A 17,812-nucleotide genomic window follows, 5' to 3' on the forward strand; every position below is an offset into this window, starting at 1 on the left:
ATTCCTTATGCTCTTGGCACTGCTAGAATCACAGTCCCATCCAGAAACTATAGGACTCTCCAGATGAGCCTTGAATTACTGTCCAAACTGGAAACCAAGATCCAGGCTACACTCGAAACTATCGAGCTTCTAAAAATGGAGCTAGAGGAAGAGAAGCAAAAGACGTCAACCTTGAGTGAGCAAAACCAACAATTAAGTGAGCAAAACCAACAATTGCAGCAAGAACTGAGTTCTTGGAACGAGAAAGTTACCGGACTTGTTGGCTTGCTCAATAGTGAAATCTAAGCTGTTTTAGTTTGATGATTCTGCGCTTCAATCAATTCGTTCAGCTCTAAGATAGCCTGCTTTACTTTTGGCAGGCTTTTTCTCGGTAATAAAAATCTTCCTTTTTCAAATTCCAATCGACCTAAGTCTTTTACCCATATCACGCCAGTGAGAAAAATACGCGCATGCTTAACAATAAGCTTAGGTGCGTAGACAGGGAAAACTCTCATATAACCCCCTACAGGCATTTTTGTTGTTATTGACCACAGTCATTTGACAGAAAGATGTCCAATTGAGTTTCATCGATAAAGAATTATTTTCAAAACTTACAATAAATACAAAATAACAAATTGATTTAATTTATAAAAATAAAGCAATGATAAACACAAACCCAAGTGTCAATATTTTGACTATTGACATTATTTTGACGCTTATCTAAAATCATCCGTGTTACTCAGGGTAAAAATGAGCCATATGGCTCAAGTCCGTACTCTCCATTATCGGAAGTACGGTTTTTTTTTGCCTAAATCCTAATACGCATTCTCCGCAAAACTGGTTCAACGTATCGTGGACAATTTGATGCGGCCAATAAAAAAGGAGCGCTCGGCTCCTTTTGTGTTACTTATTAATTATCAATGAGTTAGATGGCAATTAGATGACTAAATCACCGCAATCCTAAGATAATTACTTTCTCGCTAAGTAATATGCAATGTCTAATAGCTCGTCATAGGACTTAATCGCACCCGTTTCAACACGGTATTTGCCATTCACCACGAGCGCAGGCACGCCAGAAAGTTTCGCGTTTTCAGTATCGCGCTTCATTTTCGCCATTTGGGCTTTGACCATAAATGAATCCGCTGCGGCATCAAAAGCTTTACCATCAACGCCATTAGCCACAAATAAGGCACGCACATCGTCACGGCTAGTAAAGTGTTGTTTCTTGTCATGGATGGCAGCAAATAAAGCCGCATCGATTTTTTCATCGACATTGAGTTGATGAGCAACCGCAAAAGCGCGTGACATCTCTACGCCCATTTCTTTGCCAATAAAATCAACGTGGGCTTGGTTAAATTCCACACCTGCTGGCTTTTCAGCCAAAATTTTAGGCACAACCGTTTTCGAAAAGTTGTAGCAATGTGGGCAATAGAAAGAGAAAAACTCGGTGATTTCAGGTTTAGCTGTCGCGGGACCATCATTAATCACAGTGTAATGTACGCCTTCTTTGTATTCCGCTGCCGAAACCGCTAATGGAGCCAATAACAGCGCTGCCGCCATAAGTAATGCTTTTTTCATGAATTTTCCTTAAATCAATTATCTAAAATAGCTGGAGCCTAACATATTTCATTTTTTGAGTGTAACTCAAGCTGAGAGTTCAATCCGTTAGGCAAGAGAGCCTCGTAAATCCCACCCTGTTCACACATTTAGTAAGGGATCAAACTTAGCGGTGGTTCATTAAGCGCCGCGAGTTGCTCCTTAAATGCCAAAATCTGCTGCTCCCAATACTTTTCATCCCCAAACCATGGGAAATGCATAGGGAAAGCCGGATCTTGCCAACGCCTGCCAATCCAAGCGTTATAGTGCACCATCCGTAATGCGCGTAGGGGTTCAATCAACGCCAGTTGCCGCGTATCGAATTCACAAAATTCCTCATAGGCTTCGAGCAATATCTCGAGTTGCAGTTGCTGCTGCGCCCTATCCCCCGTTAGCATCATCCATAAATCTTGAATGGCAGGTCCCATACGGGCATCGTCTAAATCCACAAAACCCGGCCCATCGGGTGTCCAAAGAATATTCCCTGGGTGTAGATCACCATGCAAGCGAATCGGTTTGAAACATTGCTGCGACCAAACGGTGTTGACCTTCGCCAGCACTTGTTCGACCACAGTGAAAAAGGCGACCCGTAGAGAAGTCGGCACCAATTCTGATTGTTTCAACCACGCCAAAGGCTCATCGCCTAAGATTTGCGGATTGAGCGGTTCGCGGGCATGAAAAACCGACTGTGCGCCGTACTGATGTATACGACCGATAAAACGGCCAACAAATTCCAACTGTTCTAAATTATCGACCTCAAAGGCTCGACCACCGATAGAAGGAAACAGTGCAAACCGAAAACCTTGGAAATGGTGCAAGGTACGCCCTTGCACTAAGGCTGGCACCGCCATCGGGATTTCCTGCTCGGCAAGCGCGAGGGCAAAATCGTGCTCCTCTTGAATTTGCGCATCGGTCCAACGATTTGGACGATAAAACTTCACTACATAGCGCCGCCCTTCATCACTGCGAAATTGATACACGCGGTTTTCGTAGCTATTGAGTGCAAGTAGGCCCGTTTCAGGGTAAATGCCAAGACTTTCGATAGCATCTAAAATCAAATCCGGTGTTAGAGCTTGAAAAGCAAAGGCCGCCCCCGAATCAGCATTATCGATGGCACTTTGGTGTTGATTTAACGTATCTAGGCTCATTGGAACTCTCTCATTAAATGGTGGCGCGCTCATAAGTGGCGGCTTAACAGCGTGGCAAGGTATTCTAGCACCTCAACATCAGCCTCACGCTCCACACTCAGCCAACAGATATTGCCGTAAAACTCATAATTGAGCCAAAGTGGTGTACCTTCAAACTCCAATAACCATTGATGACGATCGGCTCCCCATTGACGCTCGCGCACGCGGCAATCTAGGGCCTGGGCTAACGGCTCGGCAAAGGTTTCGAAATGATCAAAATCGATATCACCGCTCACACTTAAGCTTAACGCGGCGCTATCTAACTGAATGGCGTTTAATTTCATCTTTACTTCCATCAACTACTGCACGACATAATCAGCCCTTGCCCCCAATCCGGAGGACGCTTGGCCAGATCGTCATGCTCAGCTTGCTCGCTAAACGGTTGACGCAACACTTGGTGCAAACGCTGTAACGGCGCAAGATCCCCTTCTTCAACGGCGATAATCGCTTCTTGGGCCAAATAGTTGCGCAAAATATACTTGGGATTGATGTTATTACGCGCCTGCTGCCACGCCTCAACATCAGTAACCTTACCAAGCCGCACCTGATATGCCTGATACCAAGTATCGAACTCGTTGAGATCAATAAAATCATCCCGCAAAGGCGAGTGCACACTGCTAGGATCAAGCTGACCAAATCGACGCCAAGTGTTGCTGTAATCCAGCTGATTTTTCTCCATCAACACGGTAAAGCGGCCAATGAGTTCTAAGTCCTTTTGATCCTGCTCGGCTGTCGAATCCGCTCGCTCAGCGAGTCCTAACTTAGCGCGCATCAGCATCAAATAATGCTGCACTAGAGCATGTTGATATTGATTCAAAGCGGCAATTAAATCATCGGACGGGATCACAGGCGTCAACGCCTGCGCTAAACGTTGCAGGTTCCACAGCCCAATGCCGGGCTGCTGCCCAAAGGCATAACGCCCCTCAGGATCGGAATGATTGCAAATAAAGTCTTCTTGGAAGGTATCGAGGAAGGCAAACGGGCCAAAATCGAAACTATCACCAAGAATCGACATATTATCGGTGTTCATCACCCCGTGGGCAAAACCGATAGCCTGCCAATGGGCGATCATCTTGGCGGTATCTTGCACCACCTGTAAAAACCAAGCTTTATAACCCGCCAGATCGCAGCTCAAATGCGGATAATGCTGCTTCAAGGTAAAGTTGAGCAATTGAGTCAGCTTATCGGCTTGACCACGCTCGCTATGGCAGAAAAATTCGAAATGACCGAAACGGATATGGCTGCGCGCCAAACGCACAGTAATGGCTGCGGTTTCTTGGCTCTCGCGCCAAACGGGCATATCAGAGCCGATCACCGCCAAGGCACGGGTCGTTGGCACACCTAAATGGTGCAATGCCTCAGAAACGAGAAACTCCCGCACCGCAGAGCGCATTACGGCTCTGCCATCACCATGACGAGAATAAGGGGTCGGTCCGCCGCCTTTGAGTGCCACATCCCATGTACCATTAGGGCCGATTGCTTCACCGAGGATAATCGAACGCCCATCGCCTAATCTAGGGGTGTAGCCACCAAACTGGTGCCCGCTATAAACCTGCGCATAATAGCTTGCACCTTCAACAGCCGCGTTACCCGATAAGCCCTGTAATAACTCATCTGTTGGCTGACTTAACCCAATTAATGACGCGGCATCGTCACTCCAAGCGAGCCAATGGGGGTTACTAATGCCCTGCGGATAGACTTGGGAATAAAACTCAGGCAATTGGGTGAAAAAATCCTGTTTGAACTTCATCAATACATTCCCTATTGAGTGAGCAGCTTGCACACCAGCACTGACTTATCGTTCAACTCACACTGCTGGCCACATTGATATACGCCCGCGCCACTGGCCTCGAAGCCACTCATACCTGACCCCGTTAAACGCTGTAATCCATGGGCTTTGCGCTGGCATTGTTCGAGAGTGTCGTAATAACCATTGATATCATCAGGTTGTAACGGCGTCGTTGGCAGCGAGATCGCCTTGGGATAATAAAATAGCGTCCATTCCGGGGTTTTAGTGCAACCTGTCAGCCCAAGAGCCAAGCTGGCAAATAAGACAACCAAGGGTAATTTCATTTTGACGATTTGATTCAAGAAACTCGCAACACACTTCATAAAAATAGCTCATAAAAAAAGCGAACCTTAGTTCGCCTTTTGCGCGGTAAGTCTCCGGATTCTACACGGCTTTTAGCCGTTAAATAACCGCTTTTAGGTTATGGGCATTTGAGGCGCTAGAATTAACTGGCTTATGCCAGAGTCTTTAACCTTACGCCATGACAACAGAGTCATTCTTACTATCACTTTTATGCAGTTGCAGCTTTTGCCTGCGCCTTCTCAATACGGCTGATCCGGCCTTCGAATCCAGTGACAGTACCGTCGGTTAAGCCAAGTGAGACAGCCTGCTGACATAGCGCGATAGCTTCGTTAAAGGCTTGAGTATCATTTAATAATGTTGCAAGTTGCATAAAGCCTGTGGTTTTAAGCTCAACCTGTTTGGGCTTGGTGGCATTCGCTCGATGGAATAATGCCGGATAAAGCTCACACAGTGCTGCACCATAGGCTAAATAGTCAGTCGATTTTCGCTGCTTATAACACTCTGCAATCACATCCTGTAACGCGTTATAGCGCGCAAGTTCGGTCTCTGCACTTTGATAACCTTCGAACGCACGCTGCAATGTCACATTCGCCCATGAGCCTGGTGTCGCAAGGCCTTCGGCCTCGGAGGATACAGGTTTAATTTCAGCCTCTTTCTCAATTTTTTCAGAGGCGTCGGCCAAGATAATCACAGGGTCTTCATTGGGCACAGCGGGAATATCGACATCGATAATATCTTCACTTATTGCAACGATTTCGGCGCGGCTAGGCTGATGCACCTCTTCCCTCGGCATTAATTCAATCTCAGGCGCTTTCATAATAGCAGAAGCGTCTTCAGGCGTATTATTTACTGGAGGAGTAACTTCGGGCGTAGATTCAGCCACTTCTGGGAAAGAATTAGTATCCTTTGTCATTTCAGTTGTTTTTTTTGCCATCATTGCCTCTTGCTCTTCCTTCGCCAAGCGCTGGGCACGACGAAATAAAAACACTCCGATAACGATCAGTATTAAAACGACAATGACCTTCATTCTTCTTCACCTTTTATGGCTGCTTCCTGTTAGAAGCTATTGCAGTTGGCTTGCCAGAACGACTCAGTGGTCTGCGACTGACAAGGAGTTTTGTCCAAAAGTTGAGCAGTGATTAACCGCTATTAAAGTCCATAGTGTCTGTGTAAATCAAGTATTTATGCCGTTTTATCCGATCTTGCACGCAAATCGATATAAGCAATTCGGCTAGACTGCTAAGGTTTATGACCGTTTGCAAAAAATTAAGGAAAGCCTAATGCAAAAAATTCTTATTGTTGCCCACGCGAGTCCATACGGCACAGAAAAACTGTTTAACAGCCTGCGCATTGCTTTAGCCCTCAAGGATCAAACCGAGCAAGATGTTGATCTCAAAATCTTTTTAATGTCAGATGCGGTATTTGGGGCACTCAAACAGCAGACAACGCCTGATTTAAGCTATAACTTGCAGCAAATGTTTGAGATCCTTAGTGCTCAGCAAGTCCCGATTTTACTGTGTAAAACCTGCGCTCAAGCGCGGGGAGTGAATACGGATATGCTGCTCGAAGGCGCTGAAATTGGCACCTTACAGGATCTCACCCGCTGGACTCTGGCCGCCGATAAGGTAATGCACATTTAAAGTCTTATTTTGTGCGCATCTTCATAAATTGACACTTACGTTTTGAACAAGCCAGTGCCGCTGCTTATGATGGGATTATCCGAGTAACAGACTAAGGTATTCCCATGGACTCAGCGGCCCTACTCACAGGCAAACTGCGCTACGAGCATCAAACCATTAGCGCGATGGCGAAGATCTATTGCAAAGCTAAGCACCAAGGCCAAACGGCATCCGGCCTGTGTGAAGAATGTTTAGCACTGCTAGAGTATGCAGCCGTTCGCCTCGACCGTTGTCCCTATGGGCAAGATAAGCCCACGTGCAATAAGTGCCCAGTGCATTGCTACAAGCCCGCCCAAAAGGCGCAGGTCAAAGAGATCATGATTTTCGCGGGGCCGAGAATGCTGTTACCGCATCCCATTCGTGCAATCAAACACTTACTGGCCGAGCGTCATCCCGTACCTGCGTCAGTCCCCGAAGCCGCATCTAATCGTCATCAACGCATCGCTATTTCACAGAAAAATACCTAGGAATGCTTTTTCGCCTCGAATTTCCCTGATATAACAGGTCGTCGAGGTGACAAAATGAACGAATTTAATACATTTTTTGCTCAAGCCTATTGGTGGTTATCCCTATTTGGTGGCTTACATTGCCTCGCGTTAGCTATTTATATTCGTTACTTTTATCATTCGGACAATAATCAAAAGCTATTGGCGGCTTTTCTAAGTCTCATCGCACTGTATTTTCTGACGGGAATGCTTAACCGTGATAACACGCCAATTCCTATCCACATATTATTTAATTTGCTTGCCCCGATTTATTTTTTACTCATGCCACTGCTTTACCTCTATTGCAAACGCAGTTTAGAGCAACATACTGAGCCAATTGGTTTTTCATGGCATTATTGGCCGGCGATTATCACACTACTGCTTGCAGTTATAGATATTACTTTGCGGCTCAACTTACATAAAAACGCCATTTGGTTTCAGGCTGAATTCTTTAATAATCCGCTGACGATCGATTTCAGCCACTGGAGTTTAGCAATGCCGTTGTTGCTGTTTACTCAAACAGCAGCCTATTTTGTCGCTCTTTGGCATCTACTTAAACAATATAAAGTCAGTCAACCGCCATTGAGCGATGCACCACAGGACACCTTGAAACTCATCCGTTTCCGCTGGTTATTTGGCCTAACCTTAGCGATGTTATTTAACTGGCTACTGCGTGTATTTGTGGTTGTACTGCCTTTTTATCTAGGCGACTCGCTTTCAGCCTTATCCCACGCCTTGCCCCGATTAAGCTTACTATTAAGTTTCTACTTACTTGCCGCCTATGGTCTAAAGCAGATCACTCGCACAGCGTATTTGAAAGGCCATTTATCAGTGCCTAAGCCCAAAGTTGAATCTTCATCTTCAGGAGTACTCACCCCCGAGGAGTTTGAATTTATTCAACAACTGCAGCAAGAATCGAACGATAGCAAGGAAAAATCGACCACCACGCCCAATCCACCTCAGAACTAAACCATCGCTTAGCAATCAAAACTGGCAACATGTCTTATTGAAAAACTGAATCCGAGCTGACATTAACGCAGCTTTAGGCTGTCATTTGTGACAACAAAGGGTAGTCTGATGGAACCAAGACTTAAGGAGGAACGCCATGAAATCAATTTTATCTTTTGTTGTCGCATCGACCTGCTTGATTGCCAGCTTACTGACACCAGTTGCGCAAGCAGATGATAGTTACACTGAGGCTTTAAAAAATTTTCACCAAGCCAAGGAAACCCGCAAATTTTTTGATACCGCCTATGGCTACGCCCTCTTTCCAACAGTTGGCAAAGGTGGGATTGGTATTGGCGCCGCCTACGGCAAAGGTCGGGTTTTTCAAGCGGGGCAATATATGGGAGACTCCAGCCTAACCCAGCTATCTATTGGATTTCAATTAGGTGGACAAGCCTATAGTGAGATCATCTTCTTTAAAGATGCCAAATCCTACAATGAGTTCACCAGTGGCAGTTTTGAGTTTGATGCCCAAGCCTCCGCCGTTGCCATCAATATGGGCGCTAACGCCAAAGCGGGCACCACAGGCAACTCGGCAGGCGCTGGTCAAGCCGGTGGTAATCAATCTGCCACCGCAGCCTATATCAATGGCATGGCAGTCTTTACCGTTGCCAAGGGCGGATTAATGTTTGAGGCAGCACTGGCGGGACAATCTTTTACCTTCGAGCCTAGAGCTAACTAAGATTACAAGACCGCTTCCAGAAAACCTCTGAACTCGAAAAGCTCAGAGGTTTTGTTTTAATTACGCTTTAACCTACTCATGTCCCCAAGGAACTGGCGGTAAAGGCTGTGGTTGGGTTAGATCAAAATCCACTTGAAAATGACGGGCTTCCCGAGTGAGTAAATAACTGAAGGTGTTTGGCGTAACTTCTATATGCCACACATTAGTGACAGACTGGGTTAGGCCATTTTGCATAAAGTTATCAATCGATGCCTGATCGATGGGAAATGATTGCTTTTGACTGGTTCCCATACTGGCGGTATCGCCACCATACATAGTGACTTTATCTTCAGTCCCATCTTGATGGCGGTGATCGTGCTTTAGCCTTAACCCCTGATCCGTTTTAGTGATCACCCAAGTACGGGAGTGGTCGTCTCCCACATGGAATGGGATTTTCAGCTCAGTATCGCTGCACTCTCGCACATGCATCACTAATGACTTATCACGAAAAGCCGCATCGGCGCTGTCCTTTGAGACGACTTTACCCGCAAACGCTTTACCGCAATGGGCGGCTAATTGATTGAAGAAAGCCTCTTGTTCTACGGCAAGTACAGGTTTGGGAGTCGCATTGGCAAATACTGGCGTTGCCATCCATAGGCCGACAATTCCAAGACGTGCTAAGGTGATAGTTTGCATTATGTTTTCCATGGGAAATTCAATGCAAAACACGCTAACACAGGGGAATAAATTTAAACTTAATTCCCCTGTGCTTGTGAAGGATTACCAACCGATGTAAAGACGAGAACGGTTACCTAAACGTTTTTTGATAAAGCGTGCCGTGATAATACTACCCACCATCAGGAAGAGAAAAATCGCTGCCGAGAACAGAATACTCGTGATAGCAGACCCAGGCGGAAAACGTAAACGGAATATCGTTGCAGTGGTATTAAACAACATATCGAACAGCGGATGGATAAAGAAAATCGCAAAACTCATTTCGGCGATTTCGATAAGCCAAGGTAAGCGACTACGTTTTGACAACCAATCACAGAAGTTAAGCACCAACACACACAGGCTCAGTTTTTGGATAAACTGCCAGTCGATGCCGTTATATTCAAACGGTGCTTTATGATAGTTACCCACATGCTGCACTATATAACTCTGTTCGACCAAGCTCACGATAAGGAAAATCCCTGCTAGCGCACTTAAAATGGAACCATAGCGCGACACAAGATGTTCATCTTGGGAATATAAAATACCAATCAAATAGAAAGGCATAAAATAAACGACTGAATGAATAAAGTTAACGTTGCCTATGGGTCTGTGGAGCAAAATGGCCGCCACACAACTCAGTACAAATAGCGTCCAACGCATTTGCTGTGAGCAGCGAATAAACCATAAAAATACTGGCGACAATAAAAACACTGCCATGATAAAAGGGATATACCAATGCGGGTACAAGATGTAACCATTTCGTACGGTATAAAAAATACTGAGCAACAACTGTTCAAGTGGCTGATGCTCCATAAAAATCCAGCGCAAACTCAAGCAGAATAAGCCAACAGCAGAAACCACTAAGAAAGGATAAAGCACATTTTGCACTTTATTCTTCATGAACTTACCGTAATCGAAGTCCTTATAAAAAATCCGATGGAAAAAATAACCAGAGATAAACACGAACAGCGCCGTGCCACCTCTGAGTAAATTTTCCAGCAATAACGGAAACCCTTCCTCAGAGTTGTAAATACTATGCCCAAGCACGATAAAAATAATCGCAATGCCACGCATGTAGGTAAATTCGAGCTGATTTTTTCTCATATTAATTCATCGCACAGTAGAGGGTTCTTCCCTCAACAACACTTGCAGAAACCCTTATTGTTCCGTGGATTTCCGGCTCATTAAACACCAGATACTGACCTTCGCGTTGGAAGGTAAACCCCAAAGGTAACAGAGTTGCGGCTTCAATGCCCTCACAATAATTTTGCAAAGGCACATCCAACAAGGGGCTACCACTGACATTTAAGTTACTAAATTGCACACTCATCCCTAAATAAGCCTGAGTCATTTCCTCTTGATAAGGCACAACATAAAACCCGGAACGAACTTCCCCCACATCCATAAAACTACTGCTATCGCTTACGCTCGGCATGACCAATAGTGGCACCTTGGGGTCCTGCACATCTCGCAATAGCTGAGCCAATTTTTGATCAGTCGACGGATAGTAAGCCAGCATATCTTGCAGACGTTTCTTCTGTGCACTATTTTGCCCAACCGGTGGAGTAATCGGCTTAATGCGACCCAGTAGTAAATCCACAGGCAACATGCCCGACATCACTGACTCTTTCCACACATAGGCATCTTGGGTGCTATCTAACAGTATTCCCGCAAGTGCGCCGATATTCTCAGCTTCGGCCGTCCAACCGCCAAGCATTTGCTGCTGTTGATAATAATCCTGCACATATTGCAGCAGTATCTGTTGATAACCGAGATAGGTTTGGTTTTGGCTCAGGAAGCGCGCGTCCGCAATCAACTCAACGTATTTTGCACTGCCTTCGACTAAATCACTCACATAACTGACTTTATCTTCGTTAGGCGCCGTTTGACGCCATGCCTGCAACCAGTAAGCCGCATGGCCTAAGTACAATGCTTGTTGCTCGGGCTGTTTTAAGGCTGACATGAGCGAGTTGAATAACTGAAGACGGTAATAGCGCGCATCAAAATTAAGCGGGTAGACCTCCCCTTCATAGCGGCGAGCGTCCTCTAATACACGCCACTCGGATTGAGCGTAAAAATGAAACGCCTCATGCACGCTATTGCCAGCCCAAATCACGAAAGGCAAATCGGCAGTTTTTGTCGTACTATCAAATTGAATCGTGGGAGGCTCGAGCTGGATCAGCACACCAGCCACCCCTTGATACTGAGGAAAACCAAAATTAACTGATAGACCAGAGTGAAGGTTAACTGACTCTAACACACTGTTGTCTTTAATAATCTCACCACCGGGCTGACGTAACCAAACACTGCCCGCATAGCTGAAGAGGTGGACTTTATCGTCGAGACGAAATCCCGGCCACAGAGTTTCACTCTGACGACTAGTTTGAGCCATAAAATCGAGGTACAGACGAGCGAGTTGTTCTGGCGAGGCCTTATCGGCGAACACGGGAGTGGCGGCAGAGACTCCTATCAACCACAGGATCACCACCATAATATTTTTCATTTATTTGCCTAAACACACACAATGGGTTCACAAAACAGCGCTAGCATATAGCGCAATTGCGTAATAGTGAAACGTTTAACAGAAAATTTTTTTACCCTCAAAAAACTAAGCCAACTCATCTTCATTAACCACTAATAAAATCATATTTTTAAGGTTTAATGCTCAGAGATATCAGTATTTAGGCGTTGTCGGCTCATCGCCAAACCACAACGCTAACTTAGCCGCAGCCAGTGATTTAACCTCATCATCAATATAAAGCGTTACCATAGTCAACGCCGCCGCTAACGCCCCTAAATCATCAGTAAAACCGACTAACGGCGTTAAATCGGGAATCGCATCTAAAGGCGAGATAAAATACGCCAAGGCCCCAAAAATTACCGACTTGGCCCACGTAGGTGTATTAGGCTTTTGCGCAGCATAGTAAAGCCACAAAGCACGCTCAACCACCTCACGCCCAGCCTGGCGACCAAACATTTTGATTTTGTTCCAAAAACCAGTTTCAGTGAATTGCTCTTCTGCCATAAATACCTCCTGTTAAGTGAGCCCTAAATGCGATACGAATACTGCAACTCATAGCGACTTTTCTAAATTAGCAAACCTCTAGCATTAAGGATAAGTAACCACACTTTTGCTTAAGAATAAAGCAAGCATTCGTTCTGAAATCACGCTTTTATATCGATGGTTATTTAGCCTAACCCATCCTCCTACGACACACCAATAGACAACACAAGTACGAATGTCACAATTTTTTATCTCGACATATCTTTCAACTTTATTCCTGAACTCATTCACACATTCACTCATAAAACCCAGAAAAATTAAATTTCACCATCAGAAATAAGGTTATTTCAATCACTTAAAAACAGGATGAAACTCATAAATAACAGAATTAACCAGAACATAATGCCATATTAATCTTGGCAACAAGCCTACAAAGAGCTCATAGTGATATGAAAATAAAGCCAAGAACTTACCAAAATGAAAATAGATAATCTTAATTACCTTCAGCTTAGAGTATTACTTTCCGTTTATAAAAATGGTCAAGCCAATATAGCCGCCACAGAACTTGGTCTATCAAACTGTAACGTCACGCGTACATTAAATGCACTACGCGATATATTCATGGACTCACTATTCATTCGTAAATCACATGGATTAATTCCAACTAAAAAGTTAGAAGAGCTCATTCCGCACGCCAAGTATCTTGTTGAACAATATCAACTACTCGAACGTCAACATTCTGTTTTTACTCCTAGTGAGTCAGGTGGTCATTTTGTAATACGCGCCTATGACGAGTTTGTTTATGCTGTTCATAAAGTGATCTCAAACTATATTCAACCTGAAGCACCCAATATTAGATTCGATGTCCGTAGCTTAAGTCACGATTGCAACAATGAGTTAATAACTGGTGATATTGATTTTGTTGTTGTGTACGAAGGCTTCGATGATAGTCGACTCAATAATGAAATCTTCTCCGAAACTGGAGATATCTACATCTTAGCCAATCATAATCACCCCATTCTTGAGGGTGAAATGTCATTGGAACAACTATCAAACTATCCACTGTTAGAGATTGATAACTATAACGATCTCAGTTGTCCGCTATTGGTTAACCTTTGTCGTGACAATGGATTACAAATGGATGTGGCGGGTTATACAGACAGTGTAGCAACCGCCATGCAACTGCTCGCTCAATCTAACAGCATCACGTTAAGTTGTAATCAATTTACTCGTCAATTTGTCGACATGATTCCCTCGGTTAATTATCGAAGATTAACAGATGAAATGATTAACGATATTAAAGAAATCCGCAGTGAACAAAGAGCAGTTGGAAATTACATTCTCTATGGAAATATAAATAACTCACCAGCATTCAACTGGGTTAAATCAAAACTCGTTTATGGATTAGAGAGAGAATGGCGATTAGCCTCAGCTAATTAAGAGATAAGTCACACGTCAATAAAGAGGTAGTTAATGGAGTTCACACTTTTTTGCATCACGGCATTTGCCGCTTATCTGGTGTTAAAAAAACCAGAAAAAGAGTCGCTCGCAGACAAATTATTATTTGGTTGCATTGGTTTAAGTTTCTTCATTTGGATAATGATGTCTTGGGGCATTTTACTTCCTATCGGCAATTACTAAAGGGCTACCATGAAAGAGCATTTATTTAACAAGCTAGCTTCATTTGCTTCTATTATTATCATGGCATTACCCGTTGGTATTGCTTGTTTTATTTTCGGATTTATTTATTTAGATAACCCTTGTGCTTTCTGCTGGCAAGAACGTACAGCCATGATCTTAGTGGCGCTAACAGCCCTCTATATCGTTCGCTTTGGCCTAAAACCTAAATATATCGCCGCGTTAGTTTGGCTTGGAATATATGGTGCCTTTATGGCCTCAGTTCATACCTCGATCAATTTAGGCAGTGATATTGGCCAAGGTTTTTCACTGAAAATCATGGGAGCTCATACCTATACTTGGGCGTTATTCGTGTTTGTCGTCGTGCTTATTGTGGTGGCATTACTCATGCTCACACTTGGCAATAAGTTCCCGAATAACGGCTACGGCAAGCAACCACTCGATACGCTTCCTAAGGTTGCCTGTGGGATATTCCTAGTCGTGATCAGTGGCAATATTGTCCAAGCCTTTACGCAAACGGGCCCCCTTCCCTTCGTAGGTCAAGATAGCCCTGGCCGAGTCTCTTTTAATCCTCAATACATGAGTTGGGAACTCGACCACTGGCCAACTTATGCACCTAATGCTCGCGGTGCTTACGCCATTGATAATCCTGATATTGAGACTTGGCAACCAACAGAACCGCTATTTGCTAAGGCTCATAGAGCGAAATTAGTCGCTGAACAAGTGCTGCCATCGGAGATAAGTGGACGTGTGACTGCCATTGACTATCAAGCTGACGCAGAGATTTATGCCCTAACGACAACAGATAATTGGGTCTATATCCTTGATAAGAAAATGCAAATTCTCAGTAAAGCGCAGATTGATGGCATGTATATGCTGCATATTGAAACGCTTCATGGGGTTGCCTTTACTTCCGCCAACAGCTTGCTGGTGATGGGCTTCAATAAAGCTTGGGCGGAATTAACTCTCGATCCAACACAAAACTGGGAAATGAACTATCGCCGCTTCAACCAAAGTAGCGATGGCATAGGTGAAACCGCTCGCGGCCAGTTCAGCACAGTACGCGCTAAAACCAGCTACAGCTTGGCATTGGGTTACAGCAGCACACTCGCACAATTTGTCACAGTGACGACCCGCGATGCACTCAACGAACACTTAGTGTTATCACGCTTTGACCGCACAGATATGACGCTCTCTGCCGAATCAAATTTGCAAGGACTCCCTGCACTACCTCAAGTAACAGGCATCAGCATTCAAGGCGAGCAAGCTTGGGTCCTCAACAATGACGGCAGCGAGGTACTTAAGCTCAATCTGCTTACTGGCGAAGTAACACCTATGGCCAAACTGGCTGGCACGAACAATCCGCAAGGACTGTTAGTACAGGATGGCAAACTGTTGACCATCAGCCTGATCAATGGGCAAAACCAACTGCAAACCTATGTGATGTAAGTAATTTCGCCCTGGGATTCTCTCGGGGCATGCCGGTTCCCCGGCGATATAAAAGGCACAAAGCCAATAATCAAAACGAACCTAAGGTTCAAATCATGGTGGGTGATGACGATGAAAATCGATAGACGCACGTTTTTACAAGGAGCTGCAGCAAGCGCTGTGCTGTCCTCCCTGTCAGGCTTAACCCCCGGCATAGCACATGCCAAGCAACAAGGCGCCAATACAGGTCTATTGGCAAAACGAAATGGAGATGTTGTTTATCATAGTTGTTTACGCAACTGTGCAGCCCGATGTTTACTTAAGTTTAGAGTGCAAGATGGTCGCATGACCTATGTATCCGGGGCAGAAGAACAAGCTAAAACAGGTTTAGCTCCCTGCTTGAAAGGTCAAAGCTACGTTCAGTATACCTATGCCGCCGACCGGATCCTACATCCAATGGAGCGTGTTGGTAACAAAGGAGAAGGTAAATGGCGCCGTATTAGTTGGGATGAAGCCTACAGTAAAATATCTAGCCGTTTCAAACAGATCATTGCAGAGCACGGTTCAGAGGCCATTCTTCCCTATAGCTATTCTGGTAATTATGGCGCCATTGGTATGTCCGCTTCCGGTGAGCGTTTCTGGAACCGTATCGGCTCCTCTATTCTTGAACGTAAAGTCTGTACCTATGCCGCCTATGATGGGCTCGAATCCTTGTATGGCACCTTCCTCGGCCCAGATCCTGAGGATATCTTACTCAGCGATGTGTACCTCACCTGGGGACATGATGAAGTTGTTTCTAACACTATTGCTATCAAACTGATTAACCAAGCCCGTGACCGCGGCACCAAGCTGTTAGCCGTCAATCCACAGCGAACCCCTTTATGTTCACAGGCAGATATTTACCTACAACCTCGCCCCAGCACAGATGTGCAACTCTGCGCGGGCATAATGAAATATCTTGTAGAGAAAGATCTTGTCGATCATAAGTTTATCGCAGAGCAAACCATTGGCTACGACGCCTTATTGCAACGCTTGAACGAGATCAGTTACGACGAAATAGAGAAGATCACAGGGGTTCCTCGGGCAAAAATGTTTGAATTTGCCAAGGTGCTAGGCGAAAACGAAAAAACCATGTTGCGTATGGGCTATGGTTTCCAACGTAACTTTAACGGTGCCCGCATGTCCCGCGCTGTGGCTATGTTGCTCGCCGTTACAGGGAACTTTGGTAAGCGTGGTAACGGGTTAATCTACGATAACGTTCATGCAGGTGGCGGACTGAATCAGTATCAAGCGAGCGGTAAATATATGCGCTCCAATCCTGATGCGCAGCGGATTAATATGACGGAGCTTGCCAAGGCGCTTCATCCTACACATCCCACCAGCCATGACAAACCGAGTAAACCGATTCACGGCATGATTATCTATAACGGTAACCCTGTCGTTGTGGCACCGGATACCAATGCCGTTATCGAAGGGATGAAACGGGAAGATCTGTTTGTGGTCGGCCATGACATGGTCATGACCGACTCACTGCAATACTGCGATATTATCCTGCCTGCGGCCAGCCAATTTGAAACCGATGATATCGTCGGCGACTACCATGGCTACTATGTGCAGGTCTGTCAGAAAGTCATTGAACCGCTGGGAGAGTCTAAATGCAACTGGACCTTCTTCCGTGAATTAGGCCAAGCCATGGGATTTGAAGACCCCGCCTTCAAAGCCAGTAATGATGACATCATTCGCGAGCTGTTAACGACCGATTCGCCTTACTATAAAGGCGTCAGTTACGAGCGGTTGATGAAGGAAAAATACATCAAGTTAGACATTCCCCAGCCTGTACTCGCCGATGGTAAATACGATACGCCAAGTGGCAAGATTGAATTTAGTTCTCAGCTCATGGCCGATGCAGGTTTTCACCCTGTACTCGATTGGGGTTTACCCGAAGATGAGATGGAAGCCAAAGAAAAAGCACTTCCCTTCCGCCTACTCTCATCAGGTGTTCCACAGCGGGTCAATAGCTCCTTCTACAATGTAAAATACATTCGTGCCATTCCCGCCTACTACGTAAAAATCAATCCTGAAGATGCAAAAACCTACGGCATCAAAAACAACGACAGAGTTCAACTCAGTAATCACCGCGGTGAGGCCAAGTTTGTCGCCATGATAACCACTGGCGTACCTCAAGGGACCTTGATGAGCCCTAAATGTAATTGGCTCAGACTCAATCCTAACGGCACTGAGGGTTGCACTAACTCATTGACGACAGACAGATTGACCGACATGGGTGGTTGCTCTGCCTACCATTCAACCCGCGTGTCTTTGGCTAAAGCCTGATGGAGAACCC

The 17,812-nt window shown here is 45.1% G+C and carries 19 protein-coding genes; 8 read left to right on the top strand and 11 right to left on the bottom strand.

What is annotated here, in order from left to right; genetic code table 11:
- The first annotated feature begins 63 nt into the window (after positions 1 to 63).
- Positions 64 to 285: a cell division protein ZapB gene (locus JM642_RS18835; RefSeq protein WP_037413745.1), complete on the top strand. Its 222-nt coding sequence runs from the start codon at positions 64 to 66 to the stop codon at positions 283 to 285.
- Here JM642_RS18835 and JM642_RS18840 read toward each other — a convergent pair.
- From JM642_RS18840 to JM642_RS18870, 7 genes are all read right to left on the bottom strand, one after another.
- Complete coding sequence (locus JM642_RS18840) at positions 282 to 494, bottom strand: DUF1107 domain-containing protein (protein ID WP_011070699.1); 213 nt, start codon at positions 492 to 494, stop codon at positions 282 to 284. The two genes, JM642_RS18835 and JM642_RS18840, sit on opposite strands and share 4 nt — an antisense overlap.
- A 454-nt stretch (positions 495 to 948) precedes the next feature.
- Positions 949 to 1,557, bottom strand: a complete 609-nt coding sequence (locus tag JM642_RS18845) for a thiol:disulfide interchange protein DsbA/DsbL (protein ID WP_037413747.1) — start codon at positions 1,555 to 1,557, stop codon at positions 949 to 951.
- A 128-nt stretch (positions 1,558 to 1,685) separates the two neighbouring features.
- A complete protein-coding gene (locus JM642_RS18850; protein ID WP_037413750.1) occupies positions 1,686 to 2,723 on the bottom strand; it encodes a serine/threonine protein kinase in 1,038 nt (345 codons plus the stop codon).
- A 29-nt stretch (positions 2,724 to 2,752) separates the two neighbouring features.
- Positions 2,753 to 3,046: a DUF3630 family protein gene (locus JM642_RS18855; protein ID WP_109277588.1), complete on the bottom strand. Its 294-nt coding sequence runs from the start codon at positions 3,044 to 3,046 to the stop codon at positions 2,753 to 2,755.
- Positions 3,047 to 3,057: 11 nt separating this feature from the next.
- A complete protein-coding gene (locus JM642_RS18860) occupies positions 3,058 to 4,512 on the bottom strand; it encodes a YdiU family protein (protein ID WP_203432349.1) in 1,455 nt (484 codons plus the stop codon).
- A gap of 11 nt (positions 4,513 to 4,523) precedes the next feature.
- Entirely contained in the window at positions 4,524 to 4,835 is a 312-nt protein-coding gene (locus JM642_RS18865; protein WP_037429258.1) for a hypothetical protein, read from the bottom strand.
- A gap of 227 nt (positions 4,836 to 5,062) precedes the next feature.
- Positions 5,063 to 5,881 (bottom strand): hypothetical protein, encoded by an 819-nt coding sequence (locus JM642_RS18870; RefSeq protein ID WP_037429241.1) that lies wholly within the window; start codon positions 5,879 to 5,881, stop codon positions 5,063 to 5,065.
- A 253-nt stretch (positions 5,882 to 6,134) separates the two neighbouring features.
- Here JM642_RS18870 and JM642_RS18875 point away from each other — a divergent pair, with 253 nt between their 5' ends.
- The 4 genes from JM642_RS18875 to JM642_RS18890 all read left to right on the top strand — a co-directional run bounded on the left by JM642_RS18875 (position 6,135) and on the right by JM642_RS18890 (position 8,705).
- Positions 6,135 to 6,494 carry a DsrE family protein gene (locus JM642_RS18875; protein WP_037413757.1) on the top strand — a complete coding sequence of 120 codons (360 nt, stop codon included), beginning with the start codon at positions 6,135 to 6,137 and terminating at the stop codon, positions 6,492 to 6,494.
- A 104-nt stretch (positions 6,495 to 6,598) separates the two neighbouring features.
- The gene (locus tag JM642_RS18880) at positions 6,599 to 7,000 is read left to right on the top strand and encodes a nitrous oxide-stimulated promoter family protein (RefSeq protein ID WP_037413759.1); all 402 of its coding nucleotides are present in this window, start codon (positions 6,599 to 6,601) and stop codon (positions 6,998 to 7,000) included.
- Between the two features lie 54 nt (positions 7,001 to 7,054).
- Entirely contained in the window at positions 7,055 to 7,987 is a 933-nt protein-coding gene (locus JM642_RS18885; RefSeq protein ID WP_037413761.1) for a hypothetical protein, read from the top strand.
- Between the two features lie 136 nt (positions 7,988 to 8,123).
- Positions 8,124 to 8,705: a lipid-binding SYLF domain-containing protein gene (locus JM642_RS18890; RefSeq protein ID WP_037429243.1), complete on the top strand. Its 582-nt coding sequence runs from the start codon at positions 8,124 to 8,126 to the stop codon at positions 8,703 to 8,705.
- 72 nt (positions 8,706 to 8,777) lie between these two features.
- On the opposite strand, the gene JM642_RS18895 is transcribed toward JM642_RS18890, so the two are convergent.
- The 4 genes from JM642_RS18895 to JM642_RS18910 all read right to left on the bottom strand — a co-directional run bounded on the left by JM642_RS18895 (position 8,778) and on the right by JM642_RS18910 (position 12,423).
- On the bottom strand, positions 8,778 to 9,335 hold the full coding sequence (locus tag JM642_RS18895; protein WP_239000520.1) for a hypothetical protein: 558 nt from the start codon (positions 9,333 to 9,335) through the stop codon (positions 8,778 to 8,780).
- A 129-nt stretch (positions 9,336 to 9,464) separates the two neighbouring features.
- Positions 9,465 to 10,502, bottom strand: coding sequence for an acyltransferase (locus JM642_RS18900; protein ID WP_144346579.1), 1,038 nt, complete (start codon positions 10,500 to 10,502; stop codon positions 9,465 to 9,467).
- A 1-nt stretch (position 10,503) separates the two neighbouring features.
- Entirely contained in the window at positions 10,504 to 11,901 is a 1,398-nt protein-coding gene (locus tag JM642_RS18905) for a hypothetical protein (RefSeq protein ID WP_203432351.1), read from the bottom strand.
- 171 nt (positions 11,902 to 12,072) lie between these two features.
- Positions 12,073 to 12,423 (bottom strand): YkvA family protein, encoded by a 351-nt coding sequence (locus tag JM642_RS18910; protein WP_203432352.1) that lies wholly within the window; start codon positions 12,421 to 12,423, stop codon positions 12,073 to 12,075.
- A 456-nt stretch (positions 12,424 to 12,879) separates the two neighbouring features.
- Here JM642_RS18910 and JM642_RS18915 point away from each other — a divergent pair, with 456 nt between their 5' ends.
- From JM642_RS18915 to JM642_RS18925, 3 genes are all read left to right on the top strand, one after another.
- Positions 12,880 to 13,842 (top strand): LysR family transcriptional regulator, encoded by a 963-nt coding sequence (locus JM642_RS18915; protein WP_144375660.1) that lies wholly within the window; start codon positions 12,880 to 12,882, stop codon positions 13,840 to 13,842.
- Positions 13,843 to 14,052: 210 nt separating this feature from the next.
- Entirely contained in the window at positions 14,053 to 15,489 is a 1,437-nt protein-coding gene (locus tag JM642_RS18920) for a disulfide bond formation protein B (RefSeq protein ID WP_203432353.1), read from the top strand.
- Positions 15,490 to 15,600: 111 nt separating this feature from the next.
- A complete protein-coding gene (locus JM642_RS18925; protein WP_099458472.1) occupies positions 15,601 to 17,802 on the top strand; it encodes a molybdopterin-dependent oxidoreductase in 2,202 nt (733 codons plus the stop codon).
- The last annotated feature ends 10 nt before the right edge of the window (positions 17,803 to 17,812 follow it).

The sequence above is a fragment of the Shewanella sp. LZH-2 genome, assembly GCF_016859145.1.
Taxonomy (GTDB): domain Bacteria; phylum Pseudomonadota; class Gammaproteobacteria; order Enterobacterales; family Shewanellaceae; genus Shewanella; species Shewanella xiamenensis.

Excerpts from the sequence above, each read along its gene's own strand:
- JM642_RS18850 (WP_037413750.1), bottom strand. The coding sequence starts at position 2,723 with ATGAGCCTAGATACGTTAAATCAACACCAAAGTGCCATCGATAATGCT.
- JM642_RS18910 (WP_203432352.1), bottom strand. The coding sequence starts at position 12,423 with ATGGCAGAAGAGCAATTCACTGAAACTGGTTTTTGGAACAAAATCAAA.
- JM642_RS18845 (WP_037413747.1), bottom strand. The coding sequence starts at position 1,557 with ATGAAAAAAGCATTACTTATGGCGGCAGCGCTGTTATTGGCTCCATTA.
- JM642_RS18925 (WP_099458472.1), top strand. The coding sequence starts at position 15,601 with ATGAAAATCGATAGACGCACGTTTTTACAAGGAGCTGCAGCAAGCGCT.
- JM642_RS18875 (WP_037413757.1), top strand. The coding sequence starts at position 6,135 with ATGCAAAAAATTCTTATTGTTGCCCACGCGAGTCCATACGGCACAGAA.
- JM642_RS18835 (WP_037413745.1), top strand. The coding sequence starts at position 64 with ATGAGCCTTGAATTACTGTCCAAACTGGAAACCAAGATCCAGGCTACA.
- JM642_RS18880 (WP_037413759.1), top strand. The coding sequence starts at position 6,599 with ATGGACTCAGCGGCCCTACTCACAGGCAAACTGCGCTACGAGCATCAA.
- JM642_RS18890 (WP_037429243.1), top strand. The coding sequence starts at position 8,124 with ATGAAATCAATTTTATCTTTTGTTGTCGCATCGACCTGCTTGATTGCC.
- JM642_RS18885 (WP_037413761.1), top strand. The coding sequence starts at position 7,055 with ATGAACGAATTTAATACATTTTTTGCTCAAGCCTATTGGTGGTTATCC.
- JM642_RS18915 (WP_144375660.1), top strand. The coding sequence starts at position 12,880 with ATGAAAATAGATAATCTTAATTACCTTCAGCTTAGAGTATTACTTTCC.
- JM642_RS18905 (WP_203432351.1), bottom strand. The coding sequence starts at position 11,901 with ATGAAAAATATTATGGTGGTGATCCTGTGGTTGATAGGAGTCTCTGCC.
- JM642_RS18865 (WP_037429258.1), bottom strand. The coding sequence starts at position 4,835 with ATGAAATTACCCTTGGTTGTCTTATTTGCCAGCTTGGCTCTTGGGCTG.
- JM642_RS18920 (WP_203432353.1), top strand. The coding sequence starts at position 14,053 with ATGAAAGAGCATTTATTTAACAAGCTAGCTTCATTTGCTTCTATTATT.
- JM642_RS18840 (WP_011070699.1), bottom strand. The coding sequence starts at position 494 with ATGAGAGTTTTCCCTGTCTACGCACCTAAGCTTATTGTTAAGCATGCG.
- JM642_RS18855 (WP_109277588.1), bottom strand. The coding sequence starts at position 3,046 with ATGAAATTAAACGCCATTCAGTTAGATAGCGCCGCGTTAAGCTTAAGT.
- JM642_RS18860 (WP_203432349.1), bottom strand. The coding sequence starts at position 4,512 with ATGAAGTTCAAACAGGATTTTTTCACCCAATTGCCTGAGTTTTATTCC.
- JM642_RS18900 (WP_144346579.1), bottom strand. The coding sequence starts at position 10,502 with ATGAGAAAAAATCAGCTCGAATTTACCTACATGCGTGGCATTGCGATT.
- JM642_RS18895 (WP_239000520.1), bottom strand. The coding sequence starts at position 9,335 with ATGGCAACGCCAGTATTTGCCAATGCGACTCCCAAACCTGTACTTGCC.
- JM642_RS18870 (WP_037429241.1), bottom strand. The coding sequence starts at position 5,881 with ATGAAGGTCATTGTCGTTTTAATACTGATCGTTATCGGAGTGTTTTTA.